The 17,226-nt window shown below is 50.3% G+C and carries 11 protein-coding genes and 6 tRNA genes; 11 read left to right on the plus strand and 6 right to left on the minus strand.

What is annotated here, in order from left to right; genetic code table 11:
- The first annotated feature begins 133 nt into the window (after positions 1–133).
- Positions 134–224 (plus strand) — tRNA-Ser (locus tag ACF8PK_RS14350).
- 97 nt (positions 225–321) lie between these two features.
- Here the strand turns inward: ACF8PK_RS14350 and ilvY are convergent.
- Positions 322–1,215 carry an HTH-type transcriptional activator IlvY gene (gene ilvY / locus ACF8PK_RS14355; protein ID WP_004728351.1) on the minus strand — a complete coding sequence of 298 codons (894 nt, stop codon included), beginning with the start codon at positions 1,213–1,215 and terminating at the stop codon, positions 322–324.
- A gap of 136 nt (positions 1,216–1,351) precedes the next feature.
- On the opposite strand from ilvY, the gene ilvC reads away from it, so the two are divergent.
- Positions 1,352–2,836, plus strand: coding sequence for a ketol-acid reductoisomerase (gene ilvC / locus ACF8PK_RS14360; RefSeq protein ID WP_004728352.1), 1,485 nt, complete (start codon positions 1,352–1,354; stop codon positions 2,834–2,836).
- Between the two features lie 127 nt (positions 2,837–2,963).
- Here ilvC and ACF8PK_RS14365 read toward each other — a convergent pair whose 3' ends face one another.
- The 4 genes from ACF8PK_RS14365 to ACF8PK_RS14380 all read right to left on the minus strand — a co-directional run bounded on the left by ACF8PK_RS14365 (position 2,964) and on the right by ACF8PK_RS14380 (position 8,205).
- The gene (locus ACF8PK_RS14365; RefSeq protein ID WP_004728353.1) at positions 2,964–3,215 is read right to left on the minus strand and encodes an accessory factor UbiK family protein; all 252 of its coding nucleotides are present in this window, start codon (positions 3,213–3,215) and stop codon (positions 2,964–2,966) included.
- A 122-nt stretch (positions 3,216–3,337) separates the two neighbouring features.
- On the minus strand, positions 3,338–6,460 hold the full coding sequence (locus ACF8PK_RS14370; RefSeq protein ID WP_004728354.1) for a multidrug efflux RND transporter permease subunit: 3,123 nt from the start codon (positions 6,458–6,460) through the stop codon (positions 3,338–3,340).
- 11 nt (positions 6,461–6,471) lie between these two features.
- Complete coding sequence (locus ACF8PK_RS14375; RefSeq protein WP_038152543.1) at positions 6,472–7,578, minus strand: efflux RND transporter periplasmic adaptor subunit; 1,107 nt, start codon at positions 7,576–7,578, stop codon at positions 6,472–6,474.
- 18 nt (positions 7,579–7,596) lie between these two features.
- Positions 7,597–8,205 (minus strand): TetR/AcrR family transcriptional regulator, encoded by a 609-nt coding sequence (locus ACF8PK_RS14380; RefSeq protein WP_050780285.1) that lies wholly within the window; start codon positions 8,203–8,205, stop codon positions 7,597–7,599.
- A gap of 138 nt (positions 8,206–8,343) precedes the next feature.
- Here ACF8PK_RS14380 and rep point away from each other — a divergent pair, with 138 nt between their 5' ends.
- Positions 8,344–10,359, plus strand: coding sequence for a DNA helicase Rep (gene rep, locus ACF8PK_RS14385; protein WP_004728357.1), 2,016 nt, complete (start codon positions 8,344–8,346; stop codon positions 10,357–10,359).
- A gap of 63 nt (positions 10,360–10,422) precedes the next feature.
- On the opposite strand, the gene ACF8PK_RS14390 is transcribed toward rep, so the two are convergent.
- The gene (locus ACF8PK_RS14390; protein ID WP_004728358.1) at positions 10,423–10,830 is read right to left on the minus strand and encodes a cytochrome c5 family protein; all 408 of its coding nucleotides are present in this window, start codon (positions 10,828–10,830) and stop codon (positions 10,423–10,425) included.
- A 292-nt stretch (positions 10,831–11,122) separates the two neighbouring features.
- On the opposite strand from ACF8PK_RS14390, the gene ACF8PK_RS14395 reads away from it, so the two are divergent.
- The 8 genes from ACF8PK_RS14395 (at position 11,123) to ACF8PK_RS14430 (ending at position 17,226) form a co-directional block, all read left to right on the plus strand.
- Positions 11,123–11,199, plus strand: a tRNA-Arg gene (locus tag ACF8PK_RS14395).
- 34 nt (positions 11,200–11,233) lie between these two features.
- A tRNA-His gene (locus ACF8PK_RS14400) sits at positions 11,234–11,309 on the plus strand.
- 5 nt (positions 11,310–11,314) lie between these two features.
- Positions 11,315–11,391 (plus strand) — tRNA-Pro (locus ACF8PK_RS14405).
- 66 nt (positions 11,392–11,457) lie between these two features.
- Positions 11,458–11,533 (plus strand) — tRNA-His (locus ACF8PK_RS14410).
- A 21-nt stretch (positions 11,534–11,554) separates the two neighbouring features.
- Positions 11,555–11,631 (plus strand) — tRNA-Pro (locus tag ACF8PK_RS14415).
- Positions 11,632–12,704: 1,073 nt separating this feature from the next.
- Positions 12,705–14,420, plus strand: coding sequence for an ABC transporter ATP-binding protein (locus tag ACF8PK_RS14420; RefSeq protein WP_154180554.1), 1,716 nt, complete (start codon positions 12,705–12,707; stop codon positions 14,418–14,420).
- Between the two features lie 95 nt (positions 14,421–14,515).
- Complete coding sequence (locus ACF8PK_RS14425; protein ID WP_392441919.1) at positions 14,516–16,072, plus strand: ABC transporter substrate-binding protein; 1,557 nt, start codon at positions 14,516–14,518, stop codon at positions 16,070–16,072.
- A gap of 176 nt (positions 16,073–16,248) precedes the next feature.
- Positions 16,249–17,226 carry an ABC transporter permease gene (locus tag ACF8PK_RS14430; RefSeq protein WP_004728362.1) on the plus strand — a complete coding sequence of 326 codons (978 nt, stop codon included), beginning with the start codon at positions 16,249–16,251 and terminating at the stop codon, positions 17,224–17,226.

Raw genomic sequence — 17,226 nt, forward strand, 5'->3', positions numbered from 1 at the left:
TCTCCCCATGTGAGAGTAGAACATCGCCAGGCTTTAATATCGTTTTCAGATATTCATTTTAAGGAATAATTTGAAAACACAGCTAAAGATCCAGCATCATCTGTATAAGACTCGATTTTTAGTGACAATTTGTGGAGAGATGGCTGAGTGGTTGAAAGCACCGGTCTTGAAAACCGGCGATGGTTAATAGCTATCCTAGGGTTCAAATCCCTATCTCTCCGCCACTATTCAAAAAGCCCGCTGAGCAATCAGCGGGCTTTTTGTCATTTGTCACGGTGAAAATGAATCGTAAAAAAGCCGCAGTGATTGCGGCTAGCATATTCAGTCAACAATACTGCGTTTGGATGACACCACTCGCCACAACGCTCGAACCAACGGATCATCGAGCTGTGAGCGCTTACAGCACACCCCAAGCTTGAATGGTTTGATCGGTGAGAAGGCGAGTCGCTGTACTTTCTCTCGCACAGGGCTGTTGTTGATCACCACATCCGGCGCAATTCCGACACCACACCCCAAAGCCACCATGCTCACGATCGCCTCATGTCCGGCAATCTGTGCGTAAATGTTGGGCTTAATCTTCATCTTCTTAAACCAAGCATTCGCACGATCCCGTGCGGTTCCGACTTCTGGCACAATGAAGGGAACTTGTGTCCAGTCAGGGTGCTCTTTTTGTACTTCCTCAACGAAACTGCTGATGCCAATCGGCGCGATCACCGACAGTGGGATTTCGCTGATGGTTTCAAACTCAACCCGGGATGGCAGACTTTCTGGCATGGCGGAGATGGCGATGTCTGCTTCATCATTGAGGATTTTATCGATCGCTTGTGCTGGATCGCCTGTCAGCAGTTTGAATTCGATGTAGGGATGCTTTAAACGAAAAGCATTCAGTAGTTCAGGCAGATGACTGTAGCTGGCGGTCACGGAGCAAAAAAGGCGAATCTCACCTTTTAATTTGGCTTCCTGATCATTGAGTTCGAATTGAAACTGACGCCATTCATTGATCATCCGCATCGCGACAGGCAGTAGTTTACTCCCCGCTGGCGTGAGCTCAACGCTTCGGTTGTCGCGGACAAACAGGGCATGACCAATCTCTTCTTCCAGTTTCTGGACCTGACGGCTGAGTGCTGATGGACTGACGTGCATCGCGGTCGCGGTTTTACTGAAATTCATGCTGTCACACAGATGCAGAAACAGCTGTAAGGTTTTAATGTTCATGGAAACTCTCACGTTGCATTAATTGCAATAACTAATTGTGAATATATCACTTTGAGCAACTGAATGTCTGTTTTAGTATGAATTCATTCGGTGCAGAGCCACCGCCCTAATGGAATAACGATAAAGGAGCACCCTCATGGCTAACTATTTCAATACGCTAAACCTACGTGAACAACTTGATCAACTTGGCCGCTGCCGCTTTATGGCGCGTGAAGAATTTGCAACCGAAGCAGATTACCTGAAAGGCAAGAAAGTCGTCATCGTGGGGTGTGGTGCTCAAGGCCTGAACCAAGGTCTGAACATGCGTGATTCGGGTTTGGACGTTGCTTATGCTTTGCGCCAAGCGGCAATCGATGAAAAGCGTCAGTCGTACAAAAACGCCAAAGACAACGGCTTTGTGGTTGGTAGCTATGAAGATCTGATTCCACAAGCTGACCTCGTAGTTAACCTCACACCAGATAAACAACACTCTAATGTGGTTGAAACGGTGATGCCATTGATGAAACAAGGTGCAGCGCTGGGTTACTCACACGGCTTCAACATCGTGGAAGAAGGCATGCAAATTCGTCCAGACCTGACGGTTGTGATGGTGGCGCCAAAATGTCCAGGTACGGAAGTGCGTGAAGAGTACAAGCGTGGCTTTGGTGTACCAACATTGATTGCGGTTCACCCAGAAAACGATCCAAAAGGTGAAGGTTGGGATATCGCGAAAGCATGGGCTGCTGCAACTGGCGGTCACCGTGCGGGTTGTCTGGAATCCTCGTTCGTTGCGGAAGTCAAATCGGACTTGATGGGTGAGCAAACCATCCTGTGTGGCATGCTGCAAGCCGGTTCTATCGTGTGTTACGAGAAAATGATTGCTGACGGTATCGAACCAGGTTACGCCGGTAAACTACTGCAATTTGGTTGGGAAACCGTGACTGAAGCGCTGAAGTTTGGTGGCATCACGCACATGATGGATCGTCTGTCGAATCCGGCGAAAATCAAAGCGTTTGAACTGTCTGAAGAGCTGAAAGATCTGTTGCGTCCACTATACAACAAACACATGGATGACATCATCTCGGGTCACTTCTCAAGCACCATGATGGCCGACTGGGCGAACGATGACGTGAACTTACTGGGCTGGCGTGCAGAAACGGCGGAAACAGCGTTTGAAAACTACCCAGCAACGGACGTGAAGATCGCAGAACAAGAGTACTTCGACAATGGCATTCTGATGATTGCGATGGTTCGTGCTGGGGTTGAACTGGCCTTTGAAGCGATGACGGCATCTGGCATCATTGATGAGTCGGCGTACTATGAATCACTGCACGAATTGCCACTGATTGCGAACACCATCGCTCGTAAGCGTCTGTACGAAATGAACGTGGTGATCTCTGATACGGCGGAATACGGGAACTACCTGTTCGCTAACGTCGCGACGCCGCTGCTGCGTGAGAAGTTCATGCCAAACGTTGGTACGGACGTGATTGGTAAAGGCTTGGGTGAGACATCAAATCAAGTGGATAACGCGACGCTGATTGAAGTGAACAGCATCATCCGCAACCACCCTGTGGAATATATCGGTGAAGAACTACGTGGCTACATGAAAGACATGAAGCGCATCGCAGTGGGTGATTAATCACTCGGCTTAAAAGAATTACAAACGCAAACACAACAACATAAAAAAGAAAAAGGGCTTAGTCGCAAGACTAAGCCCTTTATATATTCAGCGTATCCGCTGCCAATGACATTCTGGCCGAATGGCCTTATTTATCCGCCAGTTTAGCTTCCAGCTCGGCGAGCTTGGCTTCCATCTCGGTCAGTTTTTGACGTGTGCGCAGCAGGACTTGAGTTTGAACGTCGAACTCTTCGCGGCTAACAACATCCAGTTTATTCAACTGTCCTTGAATCACTTGGCGCACTTTTTGTTCCACGTCCGCACCCAGCTCTTTCACTGGCTGAGGCATGGATTCGTGAATCTGCTTGGCAATTTGCTCAAGTTTTTTTGGATCAAACATGCGGTTTTCACTCCTATATTTATTCCGCTCATTCTATGCAATTCGTCGTGGAATGTCGTTAATTGCGACCATAAAAAAGGCCACCGAAGTGACCTTTTGTGAGTCAGAAACTCTTTAGTGATTTACTTGTTCTCTGCCAGTTGGCGTTGTGCGGCTTTCGCTTCATCAACTCGGGCCAGTTTCTCCAAGTCTTTGTCTTCGACAAACACAGGCAGCGGTTTGTGTTTCTCCGCCAAGTAGCTGTAAATCACCGGCAGGACGAACAGGGTAAAGATAGTCCCGATGGCCAGACCAGCGACGATGACAATCCCGATACTGAAACGCTGAGCAGCACCGGCACCGGTGGCGTACATCAACGGGATCAGACCTGCAATCATCGCTGCGGTGGTCATCAGAATCGGACGCAGACGCACTTTAGCAGCCGCCATGACGGCATCAATACGATTGAGTTTGTTGTGCAACTGCTCTTCTTTGGCCACTTCACAAATCAAAATACCGTGCTTGGTGATCAGACCCACGAGGGTAATCAAACCGACCTGCGAGTAAATGTTCATGGTTGCCATCCCCCATGCCAGCGCAATCAATGCACCACAAATGGCGAGTGGTACCGACACCATGATCACGATCGGGTCTTTGAGTGATTCAAACTGAATCGCCAGCACCAAGAAGATGATCGCCAAGGCCAGACCAAACGTGGCATACAGCGCGCTGCCTTCGGTCACGTACTGACGGGCTTCACCCATGTAATCGTGATTGTACCCTTTCGGCAGTTTGGTATCGGCGATGTTCTCGAACCACGCGATGGCATCCCCCATGGCAGTGCCGGGCGACGGAACCGCTCCTACGGTTGCTGAGTTCAACTGGTTGAAGTGTGGCAGCGCACGCGGCTCAGCCACAACATCAATGTTGATCAAGCTACCCAGCGGCACCGCTTGCCCATCTGCGCCGCGAACGTAGTAATTGTTCATCGACTCTGGGTTCAAGCGCCATTTACGCTCAACCTGTGGAATCACTTCGTACGAACGGCCGTTCAGGTCGATACGGTTGACGTAACCGTCCGCCATCATGGTGCCGAGCGTGACACCGATGTCTTGCATGGTGACACCATACGCGCCGGCTTTGTCCTTATCGATGTTGATTTTCATCGTGGCCGAGTCGTAGTTCAAATCCAAGTTGGAGTACACAAACAGCGGACTGTTTTGAACTTCGGTCAGCACGTCGGTTGCAATGGTAAACAAGCTCTCAAATGCATTGGGCGTGGTGATGACAAACTGAATCGGTAGGCCTGAACCCGCACCCGGCAATTCCGGCATCTGGAAGGCGGTGACTGCCATCCCCGGAATGTCTTTCACCAAGTTACCCACGCGTGTGGTCACTTCAGCCTGGCTCGCTTCACGCTGGCTCCAAGGGACCATTGATGCGATACCAAACGCTTGGTTTGAATCTGGCACCCCGGTGAAGACCTGCGCAAATTGCACTTCTGGCTGATCGGAGAGAATCTTGTTCACATCCGCCATGGTGTTGGACAGGTAATCCAAGTTCGCATTGGATGGACCGGTACCCAGCAGCATGACCACGCCTTTATCTTCCGATGGTGCCAGTTCACTTGGAATGAACTTGAACAGCACCGGCAAGCTACCAAACACGATGATCGCAAACGCAATGACCACCGGACGGTGTTGCATGACCGCACGCAGCATTTTTTCGTAGCGGTTGGTCATTTTGTCCAGCACGTGGTGCACTTTCTGTTCAAAGCGATTGGGTTTTTCATTCGCTTTGAGCATTTTTGAACACATCATCGGCGACAGCGTCAGTGCGATAATACCGGACACAAACACGGAACCGGCCAGCGTGAGGGCAAACTCTTTAAACAGCGACCCGGTGATCCCGCCCATCAGCGCGATAGGCGCGTATACTGCACCCAGCGTGAGCGTCATGGCAATCACGGGCACGGCGATTTCACGCGTCCCGATAATCGCGGCGCGGAATGGGGATTCGCCTGCCTTGATATGGCGGTCGACGTTTTCCAGCACCACGATCGCATCATCCACCACCAAGCCGATGGCGAGTACCATCGCCAGCAGGGTCATCAAGTTCCAGGAGAAGCCCATCGCCTGCATCACCATCGCCACACCAATCAGCGACAGCGGAATGGTGACGATAGGAATGATCACGGCGCGGAACGAACCAAGGAACAAAGTGATCACCACCAGAACGATCACTGCCGCTTCGATGATGGTTTTAATCACTTCATGAATCGATTCGTTGATCGCAACGGTGGAGTCATACAACACGTTCATCTTGATGTTGCTTGGCATGTTGCGTTGCAGCTCTGGCAAGATCTCCAACACATCTTTGGCGATGTTGATTGGGTTTGCACTGGGCGCAGCGTTGATTGCGGCAACCACCGCTTCTTGGCCGTTGGCACTCGCGCGGTATGTGTCGTGGCTTTTCGCCAATGTCACGTTGGCAATGTCGCCCAGACGGGTCACGTTCCCGTCTTCGGTTTTCACCACCAGACTTTTCAGCTCGTCGACGTTCGAGACTTGCGTATCGGCGCTACCGTTAAACAGCACGAATTCGCCTATCGCTTGACCGGTAGCCGATTGGTAGTTGTTGGCACTCAGAACGCTCATCACGTCGGTGGCGGTCAGGTTAAACGCCGCCATTTTGGCTGGGTCGAGCCACACGCGCAGGGCGTATTTCAGGCCACCGTACAGATCGATACTGGAAATCCCGTTGATCGAGTACAGCTGAGGGTTGGTCACACGTTGCAGGTAATCGGTGATCTGACTCGAATCCAGTTCATTACTGGTAAAGCCGATGTAGAGAACCGCGGTGGTGGAACCGGTCGACATGGTCACTGTTGGGTCTTCCGCTTCTTTAGGAAGCTGAGAGCGCACCGAGTTGGTCTTGGCCAGCACGTCAGACAACGCCGCATTCGGATCGGTGTTGAGCTTCATGTTGACCGTGATTTTCGAAGTCCCCAAGACGGATTGCGACGTCATGTAGTCGATGTTATCGGCCTGAGCAACCGCCTGTTCCAAAGGCTGGGTAATAAAGCCTTGAATCAGATCGGCACTCGCACCGTAATAACTGGTACTGACGGTAATCACCGTATTGGTCATTTCCGGATATTCACTGACCTGCATTTTGAACACAGCTTGCAAACCAAGCAGCGCAATCAAAAAGCTGATCGAAATCGCGAGTACCGGACGTTTAATAAAAACATCAGTAAAGCGCATACATCCTCCGCTTACAGCATTGGGGTTTCAGCAGGAGGCGTTGTTGCATTGCTTTCGACAATGCGAACTTTGGCGCCATTACTTAAACGAACCTGACCTGAGGTCACCACCACATCGCCGGCTTTCACGCCATCAAGAATGTGGGCAATGTCTTTGGTTCGCTCACCCACTTTCACCACATGCTGTTGCACGCGTTTCACGCCATCTTCTTCGGTCACAACAAACACGTTGTTGCCGTACAGTGTAAAGGTGATTGCGGTTTGTGGCAGCGTGACCTGATTTTCCAGTTTCGGCAGAATGATGCTGGCGCGCGCAAACATACCGCTGCGCAGCTTCCCGTCGCTGTTTGGAATATCGGCTTGCACTTGAATCAGACCACTTTGCACGCTCACTGCCGGTTCAATGGCCGTGATCGAGCCGTGGAATGAAGTGGCTGGGTACGCATCGACAAAAATGTTCACGTCCTGGCCCATCGAAATGCGCGAAATGTCTGTTTGTGGCACGGTAAAACGTAAACGCATCACGCTGGTGTCTTCCAGACGCACGATGTCGGTGCCCGGTTGCAAGTACTGACCCAGGTAGACGTTACGAATACCGACCACGCCAGCAAATGGCGCTTTGATTTCGCGACGGGCAATCGAGGCCTTCAGGCTCTCGATGTCGGCAGACAAGGAGTAGTAATTCGCTTCGGCATCATCAAACGATTCTTTAGAAATGGAGCCTTTTGCGTACAGACCTTTGTAGCGTTCGTATTTGGCTTTCGCTGCCGGTAAGCGGGCCTGAGAACTTTTCAGGTTCGCTTTCTCGACGTCGGAATCCAGCATGACCAGTGGTTGGCCTTGAGTCACTTGTGTGCCTGACTCAAAGGTGATTTGGTCGATGACACCGCTGGTTTCTGTCGTCAGCGTGACGCCCTGATTGGGTTCAATAAAGCCGATGGCATCAATGACCGGAATCCAGTCCACAGGTTTCACTTCGGTCACTGTGATTGGAAATTCTGCTTCAGGGCGATTGGCCATGTATTCAGCAATTTTCTTTTGCTTAAACAAATTGAAACCTATCACGCTGCCAAACAGCAGAATCACGATAAGTATCATGAAGAATGTCCACTTTTTCATTCTAGTGAGAACCCCAGTTTAGTGTTGAATGATTGTGTCCCAACAGGCTTCAATTACTGCCTGAAGGTCGTCGTTGCTTAGTTGGTACAAGCCGGACGCATGTTTTTGCGCCAAGGCGACAGTCGTTTCAAAACTTAGCGCCGCGAGGATTTGATTATCCAGCGGTTTGAATAAGCCTTGTGCTTTACCTTGATCGAACAGCAAATCGACTTTGGTAAACATTTTCCTCTCAAGTTCCTTAATGTTGCAACCAGTTGTTGTGGGTAATGATTCATATTGAACATAGTTGCAAATCAGATCACTGTCCGAGTTCGCCAAACTCCAGATGTTCAGCCACATGGTACGAAAACGCTGTTTCAGCGGCATGTCATCGCTGACATTGTCCTGCACAGCATCCGCAATTCGGCGACTGACATGTAATCGCACTTCACGTAGCAGATGTTCCTTATCGTCGAAGTAGCGATACAACGTTCCTGCGGCTACATCGGCTTTTCTCGCTAATTTGTGCATCGACAAACCACGAAACCCCAATTCTGCAATCAGGGTTTCCGCCGATTCAAGAATCGCCAGTCGCTTGTCAGTTAGTTGATCAGGCACAGAAAAATTCCGTAGTGAATGAACGTTCATCCATTATAGCTTATATTCTGCTCCTTTTTGCAACACAAATGTGCAGTAAAAATAAAGCCACGGTTTTTTCTTTGTGTGGAAAGCAGCGCCGACGGGCATTATCATTAGCAGCTTGAATAAGCAGACCCAGAGAGCAACATGAAGCTGAATCCAAGACAAGATGAAGCCGTGAAATACGTATCCGGTCCGTGCCTGGTTTTGGCGGGGGCTGGCTCGGGCAAGACTCGAGTAATCACCAATAAAATTGCCTATTTGGTTCAGCAGTGTGACTACAAGGCGCGCCATATCGCAGCCGTGACGTTTACCAATAAAGCCGCGCGAGAAATGAAAGAGCGCGTGGGTCAAACATTGGGGAAAGCCGAATCCCGTGGTTTGATGGTTTCGACTTTCCATACTCTGGGGCTCAATATCATTCGTCGCGAATACAAACAGCTGGGCTTAAAAGCGGGTTTCTCGCTGTTTGATGATCAGGACCAGTTGGCCCTGCTCAAAGAGCTGACCGAAAAACAGCTCGATGGCGACAAGGATTTGCTGCGCCAATTGACGAGCACTATCTCCAATTGGAAGAACGACATGCTGTCGCCGGAGCAGGCCAAAGCGCAGGCGCAGGGTGAGCAGCAGCAACTGTTTGCGTTTTGCTACGAGATGTATCAAAAGCAGATGCAGGCGTACAACGCACTCGATTTTGACGACTTGATTTTGATGCCGGTGCTGCTGTTGCGTCATCATGATGAGGTACGTCAGCGTTGGCGCAACCGCATTCGTTACCTGCTGGTCGACGAATACCAAGACACCAACTCCAGTCAGTATGAGCTGGTGAAATTGTTGGTTGGGGAGCGTGGCCGTTTAACCGTGGTGGGGGATGATGACCAGTCGATTTACTCATGGCGCGGCGCGAAGCCCCAAAACCTGGTGTTGCTTGGCCAAGATTTTCCGAATCTGCGTTTGATTAAACTGGAACAGAACTACCGCTCCACCAGTCGGATTTTGCGCGCGGCGAACATTTTGATCGCCAACAACCCGCACGTGTATGAGAAGTCACTGTTTTCCGAGATTCCCGACGGAGAAAAACTCAAAGTCGTGCTGGCGAATAATGAGGATCACGAAGCGGAAAAAGTGACGGCGGAGATCATCGCGCACAAATTCCTCAACCGAACCGAATATCGTGATTATGCGATTTTGTATCGCGGGAACCATCAGTCACGCTTGATTGAAAAATCCTTGATGCAGAACCGCGTGCCGTACAAGCTCTCCGGCGGCACCTCGTTCTTTTCGCGCGCTGAAATTAAAGACATCATGGCTTATCTGCGCGTGTTGGTGAATCCGGACGATGACAACGCGTTCTTGCGTATTGTGAACACGCCGCGGCGTGAGATTGGGCCGGCGACCCTAGAAAAACTGGGTAGTTACGCCAACATGCGTGGCAAAAGCTTGTTTGAGTGCAGTTTTGAGTTGGGGTTGGAGCAGCACCTGTCCGGTCGTGGTTTGGAGAATTTGCGCCGTTTTACCCAATGGTTGGTGGCGATCGCCGACAATGCCGAACGGGGTAATACCGTCGATGCGGTGCGTTCGTTGGTGCGTGACATTCATTACGAAGACTGGTTGTACGAAACCTCCTCCAGCGCTAAAGCGGCGGAGATGCGGATGAAAAACGTCTCGGATCTCTACTCGTGGATTGTGGCGGATTTGGAAGGTGACAATTACGATCAGGAAGAGAAAACCCTCAAAGAGGTGGTGCAACGCCTCACCCTGCGCGACATGATGGAGCGCGGTGAAGAAGATGACGACAGCGACGCGGTGCAACTGATGACGCTGCATGCTTCCAAAGGGTTGGAGTTTCCGTATGTGTATTTGATTGGTGCGGAAGAGGGCATTTTGCCCCATCAAACCAGCATTGATGAAGATAACGTCGAGGAAGAACGCCGTTTGATGTACGTGGGTATTACTCGGGCGCAGCGGGAACTGACATTTGTGATGTGCAAAGAGCGGCGCCAGTTTGGTGAATTGCTCAAGCCGACGCAGAGCCGCTTTTTGGATGAGCTGCCGTTTGACGATGTCGAATGGGAAGTGAAGAAAAAACCGCTGTCGCAAGAAGAGCGAATGGCCAAAGGTCAGGCACACATTGCCAACATTCGCGCCATGTTTAAGAAGTGATTGGCGACCGCACGTGAATAAAAAAGGCTTGGAATCTCCAAGCCTTTTTTGTGTCTGGTCTACTTACAAACCTTCAATCATGTGCTCGATGGCAGCCATGATTTCATCATCGCTACAATCCATACATGTGCCTCGTGGCGGCATCAGGTTCAGACCGTTAATCGCGTGTTGTTGCAAGACGTCTTTCCCTTGTGCAATACGCGGAGCCCAATCACCGGCGTTACCTTTGATGGGCGCGCCACTGACGCCAGATGCGTGACAGGCAATACAAAATGTGCCATAAACTTTAGCGCCATCACGAGGTCCGGTCGGTTCAGCGACAACCGGTTCACTGCCCGCCAAGTACACATCCCCAACGGGTTTGATGCGTTCGGCAATGGCGTCGTAATCGGCTTGGCTGGTGGCAAATGCTGCCGTAGAAAAGGTTAGTGCAGCGAACAATACGCTTAAGACTGATCGAGACATATCCATTAAACTCACTTTACATTCCAAAGGTAAGTGCTGCTTACCCAATTATTATTTAGCGTAGGGCGATTTAAAAAGCGATCAAAGCTGTTAAATCAATGTAAATATTGGGTGATTATATCCCGATAAGTTGTTGCAATAAACAACAAGTTGCGATCTTCAGGGGCTTAGTCACATCCTTTGTGTGGGGTTATTGGCAACTAACTGACGAAAAAGACGCCAAACGATAAAAAAAGTTGAAAAAGTACTAGACGGCCTTGGGGGATATCCGTATTATTCCACTCCGCCGATAGGGCATGCGCCCGTAGCTCAGCTGGATAGAGCGTTGGCCTCCGGAGCCAAAGGTCGAAGGTTCGAATCCTTTCGGGCGCGCCATTTCCCGGAGGAAGATCGGTAACAATTGATAGTGGTGGCTATAGCTCAGTTGGTAGAGTCCCGGATTGTGATTCCGGTTGTCGCGGGTTCGAATCCCGTTAGCCACCCCATTTGTCGGTGAATAGCGCAGTTTGGTAGCGCATCTGGTTTGGGACCAGAGGGTCGGGGGTTCGAATCCCTCTTCACCGACCACTCTTTATCTAGTTAGGCTTTAATCGCGTGACTAGTTCGGCAAGCAGCCGGTTACACAAATTGATGGTGGCTATAGCTCAGTTGGTAGAGTCCCGGATTGTGATTCCGGTTGTCGCGGGTTCGAATCCCGTTAGCCACCCCATTCTTTTAAAGAATAAAAGCTCGGTGAATAGCGCAGTTTGGTAGCGCATCTGGTTTGGGACCAGAGGGTCGGGGGTTCGAATCCCTCTTCACCGACCACCATTCAAAGCCTCGTCAGAAATGACGGGGCTTTTTTGCATTTGTAATTTGTAATTTGTAATTTGTAATTTGGATGTTGGAAGCTTGGGCGGTTGGAGGCTGCGTTTGCTTTTAGCAGACTCGAGTCGTGGGCTGGAGCGCCAGTCCGATCGAATCCTCATTCACCGGCCGTCATTCAAAGCTTCGTCAGACATGACGGGGCTTTTTGCCTGTGTGGTTTCGATACTTGGCAGCGCATTGGTGCACTCACTGGTAAGCTCGGCTTGAATGCGGCGTGGCAACGAGCGCGATGGTAGTGAAAAGGTTTTCCTGGGCGCGAGCGTGCACCGTTTGCGGGGCGATGAGATGGGGACATCCGTCACGAAGACGCCGGCATGCGTTCGCTTAGCGGTGATTAATTTGATCGATATCAGGGAATGGTGCTGTTTCTGTGGTTCATTTGGCATTTTCTGGTTTTATGCGTTTGCGACGCCTGAAAGCCATCTAAGCTCTATGAGTCGAGTGAACCGCGAATGGCGAGTGTTGGGTCGTGGTGACGGTGAAATCCCTGCTTTTTTGTTTTAGATAGTTCTCGATAATCATGCTAATTAGTTTTGAAAGTTTGGTTTTATACACTGGTTTTTGATTTTAATTCCAAGATCTAACGCTTAGGTAATGGATTTCACTTGGCGGTTGTTTCTTTATTGTTAAAAGTCATTGTTTGCATAATTGTGAACAAATATGCGTACAGTCCTATTTACAATATTTTTATATTTACTCGGAATATAGAGTTTAAAACTATATGAATCGGTATGAATTGGCGTGCTAGAAACGGCTTTGATTATTTATATATGTAATTTAAATGCATAACAATTCGACAAAGCTGCTTTATTTTTGGTCGTTATCGATTTTTTATCCTCTCAATGTTGCTTTTCTGTGAAATATTTGCCAAATTGATGACCTTGTAAATTGCCAGAATAATGTACTGGTAAGAATGGATTCACTTGTACTCGTGGTGAGACGGCCAATTCAGGTCGTGCGCCGTGAGTCTCAGACAGGGCAGAAAACTGCCGAAGCAGTAGAGGTCTGGTTAGATGTCACTTTTAGAAGTTAAAAACCTTCGTATTGAATATCCGTCACGTCACGGCGTCCATGCCGCGGTGAAATCGCTGTCGTTCAACATTGAACGCGGTGAAATCGTGGGTGTGGTTGGCGAATCTGGCGCGGGTAAATCGACGGTGGGCAATGCCATCATCGACTTGCTCAGCCCACCGGGAACCATTGCTGGAGGCGAGGTGTTCCTTGATGGCCAAAAAATCTCCGGTTTGTCCGCAGACAAGATGCGCGCCGTTCGTGGATCTAAAATTGGCTTCATCTTCCAAGACCCAATGACGTCTTTAAACCCACTGTTTACCGTCGAGCAGCAGCTCAAAGAGACCATTCACGCCAACATGAAGGTGAGTGATGATGAGGCGTACCAACGGGCGCTGTCTCTGATGCAACAGGTGGGGATTCCTCAACCGGAAAACCGTCTGAAACAGTACCCGCACCAATTTTCAGGCGGCATGCGTCAGCGTGTGGTGATTGCCATTGCGCTGGCGGGCGAGCCGGATCTGATCATCGCTGATGAACCCACCACCGCGCTGGATGTGTCCATTCAGGACCAAATCCTGAGCCTGATTCGCGAGCTGTGCATTCAAAACAATGTGGGTTGTATGCTGGTCACGCATGACATGGGCGTGGTGTCGAACGTCACGGACCGCGTGGCGGTGATGTATCGCGGGGAGCTGGTGGAATTTGGCCCAACCGCCAAAGTGCTGGGCGACCCGGATCACCCCTACACGCGCAGCCTGATTTCGGCCGTGCCACGTTCAGACATCAAACTGGATCGCTTCCCGCTGGTGACCTACATCGAAGATGTGGGCGATCATCAATCACTGGATATCAAAAATCACTGGTTGGGTCAGAGTCAGGATCAGCGCCAATACACCGGCCCGCTACTGAACGTTGAACATGTGAACCTGCGTTTTGTGACCAAAGATTCGCTGTTTGAGAGCCGCCGGGAGTACGTGCAGGCGTCAAACGACGTGAGTTTTGAAGTGTTTGAAGGCGAAACCTTTGGTTTGGTGGGAGAATCGGGTTCAGGTAAATCGACCATTGCGCGTGTAATCGCGGGGTTGTATGAACCGAATGATGGTCGCGTGACCTTTGAAGGCATCGACCTCACGGCGATGAAATCCGAGAAAGAGCGCCGCCCGATGCGTCGTCAGATGCAGATGGTGTTCCAGAACCCATACACGTCCATGAATCCGCGCATGAAGATTTTCGACATCATTGCCGAGCCGATTCGTTTCCACAAATTGACACGTAACGAAGCGGAAACTCGCCAGATCGTGAACGATCTGTTGGATCATGTGGGTTTGGGGCGTCAATCGGGCGTGAAGTATCCTCATGAATTTTCGGGCGGTCAGCGTCAACGTATCTCAATTGCACGTGCGCTGGCGACGCGTCCGCGTCTGCTGATTTGTGATGAACCGACGTCAGCGCTGGACGTGTCCGTTCAGGCGCAAATTCTTAACCTGCTGAAAGACCTTCAGGATGAGCTGAATTTGACCATGCTGTTTATCAGTCACGATTTACCCGTGATTCGCCAGATGTGTGATCGCGTGGGTGTGATGAAGATGGGCACGTTGCTGGAAGTGGCACCGACCGAACAGCTCTTTAATTCACCGTCGCATGAATACAGCAAACAACTGATTTCCTTGATGCCTGAATTTACAGGTTTGAGAGAAGATGTAAAAACGGCATAAGCCGTATCGGATTACCCATTCATTGGAATGGGGATTGATAAACAGAAGCAAATACAACAACTAGGGATTCGGATTCCCGCATAAGGAGTTATGCAATGAAAACCATGAAAAGCAAACTAGCAGTGGCTTTAATGGCAGCTGGCTTGAGCTTTGCGGCAAGTGCTGCAGACATCACAGTGGCTTACGACGCAGACCCAGTGTCTCTTGACCCACATGAACAGCTGTCTGGCGGTACGCTGCAACTGTCTCACATGGTGTTTGATCCACTTGTTCGTTACACGCAAGATCTGGATTTTGAACCTCGCCTAGCGACCAGCTGGGAACGTTTGGATGACAAAACCGTCCGTTTCCACCTGCGTGAAGGTGTGAAATTCCATTCGGGCAACACCATGACTGCAGATGATGTGGTGTGGACGTTTGACCGCCTGCAGAACTCTCCTGATTTTAAAGCGATTTTTGAACCGTACGAGAAAATGGTGAAAGTGGATGCTAACACCGTTGATTTGGTGTCAAAAGGCGCGTATCCGCTGGTGCTGCAAACGGCCACTTACATCTTCCCAATGGACAGCAAGTTCTACACGGGCAAGACTGAAGACGGCAAAGACAAGAGCGAAATCGTGAAGCACGGTAACTCGTTCGCTTCTACGCACATTTCGGGTACCGGTCCGTTCATCGTGACGCAACGTGAACAGGGCGTCAAAGTGGACTTTGAACGCTTCAAAGATTATTGGGATAAAGATTCCAAAGGCAACGTGGATCACCTGAAACTGGTGCCAATCAAAGAAGACGCGACTCGCGTGGCAGCGCTGCTGTCTGGCGACGTGGACATGATTGCTCCGGTTGCGCCAAACGATCACAAACGTGTGGAATCGGCGAAAGGCGTTGATTTGGTGACCCTGCCGGGCACGCGTTTGATCTCGTTCCAAATGAACCAATCCAATAACGAAGCGCTGAAAGATGTGCGCGTTCGTCAGGCGATTGTCTACGCGATCAACAACGAAGGTATCGTGGACAAGATCATGAAAGGCTTTGCGACAGCAGCCGGTCAACAGAGCCCGAAAGGTTACGCGGGTTACAACCCTGAGCTGGTGCCGCGTTACGACCTGAAGAAAGCCAAAGCGCTGATGAAGGAAGCGGGTTACGAGAAAGGCTTCACGTTGACCATGATCGCTCCGAACAACCGTTACGTGAACGATGCGAAAGTGGCACAAGCGGCGTCTGCGATGCTGTCTAAGATCGGCATCAAAGTTGACCTGAAAACCATGCCAAAAGCGCAGTACTGGCCTGAGTTCGACAAATGTGCGGCAGACATGCTGATGATCGGCTGGCACTCAGACACCGAGGATTCAGCGAACTTCTCTGAATTCCTGACCATGACGCGTAACGAAGAGACTGGTAAAGGTCAGTACAACTGTGGCCACTACTCGAACCCAGAAGTCGACAAATTGGTGGAAGCGTCTAACGTAGAAACTGACCCGACGAAACGTGCGCAAATGCTGCAAAACGTGGAAAGCATTCTGTACAAAGATGCGGCATTCGTGCCACTTCACTGGCAGAACCTCGCATGGGGCGCGAAATCAACACTGGACATCAAACCAATCGTCAACCCGATGGAATTCCCATACTTCGGTGACTTGGTCGTGAAAGAGTAATTTCGCACACACTGCGTGAATGAGGCCTTTCGAGCTTCGGCTTGAAAGGCCCGTTGACGGCTTTGGTACTTAACTTTGTTTCAGTCGGGTTAGGTGCCATTTTTGAGACTGAATTTAATTCATGAGCGGTGCGTTGACCCGCGGTGAATTTTTCATGGAAAGTTAAGGGGCAAGGAATGTTTTCGTTTCTGGTCAAGCGCCTGTTTCAGGCACTGATAGTGATGTTTGTGATCAGTTTGGTGGCGTTTGCCATTCAGGATAACCTGGGCGATCCGCTGCGTGAGCTTGTCGGTCAATCGGTTTCGGAAGCAGAGCGTCAAGCGCTGCGTGATGAGCTGGGCCTCAACGATCCTTTCGTGACTAAATACGCTCGTTTTGTGACCGCTGCAGTGCACGGTGACTTGGGCACATCTTACTTCTTCAAGCGTCCTGCGGTAGAAGTGATTCTCGATAAATTGGTGGCGACGCTGGAACTGGTGTTCGGGGCTTCGTTAATCATTGTTATCTGTTCGATTCCGCTTGGGGTGTATTCGGCAATACATCCGAAAAGCTTCTTTACCAAACTCATCATGGCGGGCAGTAGTATCGGTATCTCGATCCCGGTGTTTCTGACGGCCATTATGCTGATGTATGTGTTCTCGATTGAGCTTAACTGGCTACCGTCCTACGGCCGGGGTGAAACCGCCAACTGGCTGGGCTGGGATTCAGGTTACTTTACACTCGATGGCTTGGCGCACCTCATTTTACCGTGTGTGTCACTGGCTTCCATCATGCTGCCACTGTTCATTCGCTTGGTGCGTGCGGAAATGCTCGAAGTGCTGAGCTCGGAATACATCAAGTTCGCGACCGCCAAAGGCTTGCCGATGAACAAGATTTACTATCAGCACGCGTTGAAAAACACCATGCTGCCTGTATTGACGGTCGGCGGGGTGCAAATCGGTACCATGGTGGCCTACACCATTTTGACCGAGACCGTCTTCCAGTGGCCGGGCACCGGCTTTTTGTTTCTTGAAGCGATTAACCGAGTGGATACGCCGCTGATCACCGCTTATGTCATTTTTGTCGGCCTGATTTTTGTGGTGACCAACACCATCGTCGACCTGCTGTATGGTCTCATCAACCCAACCGTTAACCTGACTGGCAAAGGAGCATAA

The organism is Vibrio sp. CJQ_6, assembly GCF_043106745.1.
GTDB classification, from domain to species: Bacteria; Pseudomonadota; Gammaproteobacteria; order Enterobacterales; family Vibrionaceae; genus Vibrio; species Vibrio furnissii.

Bases quoted from the DNA above. Each gene is read 5' to 3' on its own strand.
- ilvY (WP_004728351.1), bottom strand. From the start codon at position 1,215: ATGAACATTAAAACCTTACAGCTGTTTCTGCATCTGTGTGACAGCATG.
- ilvC (WP_004728352.1), top strand. From the start codon at position 1,352: ATGGCTAACTATTTCAATACGCTAAACCTACGTGAACAACTTGATCAA.
- ACF8PK_RS14365 (WP_004728353.1), bottom strand. From the start codon at position 3,215: ATGTTTGATCCAAAAAAACTTGAGCAAATTGCCAAGCAGATTCACGAA.
- ACF8PK_RS14370 (WP_004728354.1), bottom strand. From the start codon at position 6,460: ATGCGCTTTACTGATGTTTTTATTAAACGTCCGGTACTCGCGATTTCG.
- ACF8PK_RS14375 (WP_038152543.1), bottom strand. From the start codon at position 7,578: ATGAAAAAGTGGACATTCTTCATGATACTTATCGTGATTCTGCTGTTT.
- ACF8PK_RS14380 (WP_050780285.1), bottom strand. From the start codon at position 8,205: ATGAACGTTCATTCACTACGGAATTTTTCTGTGCCTGATCAACTAACT.
- rep (WP_004728357.1), top strand. From the start codon at position 8,344: ATGAAGCTGAATCCAAGACAAGATGAAGCCGTGAAATACGTATCCGGT.
- ACF8PK_RS14390 (WP_004728358.1), bottom strand. From the start codon at position 10,830: ATGGATATGTCTCGATCAGTCTTAAGCGTATTGTTCGCTGCACTAACC.
- ACF8PK_RS14420 (WP_154180554.1), top strand. From the start codon at position 12,705: ATGTCACTTTTAGAAGTTAAAAACCTTCGTATTGAATATCCGTCACGT.
- ACF8PK_RS14425 (WP_392441919.1), top strand. From the start codon at position 14,516: ATGAAAACCATGAAAAGCAAACTAGCAGTGGCTTTAATGGCAGCTGGC.
- ACF8PK_RS14430 (WP_004728362.1), top strand. From the start codon at position 16,249: ATGTTTTCGTTTCTGGTCAAGCGCCTGTTTCAGGCACTGATAGTGATG.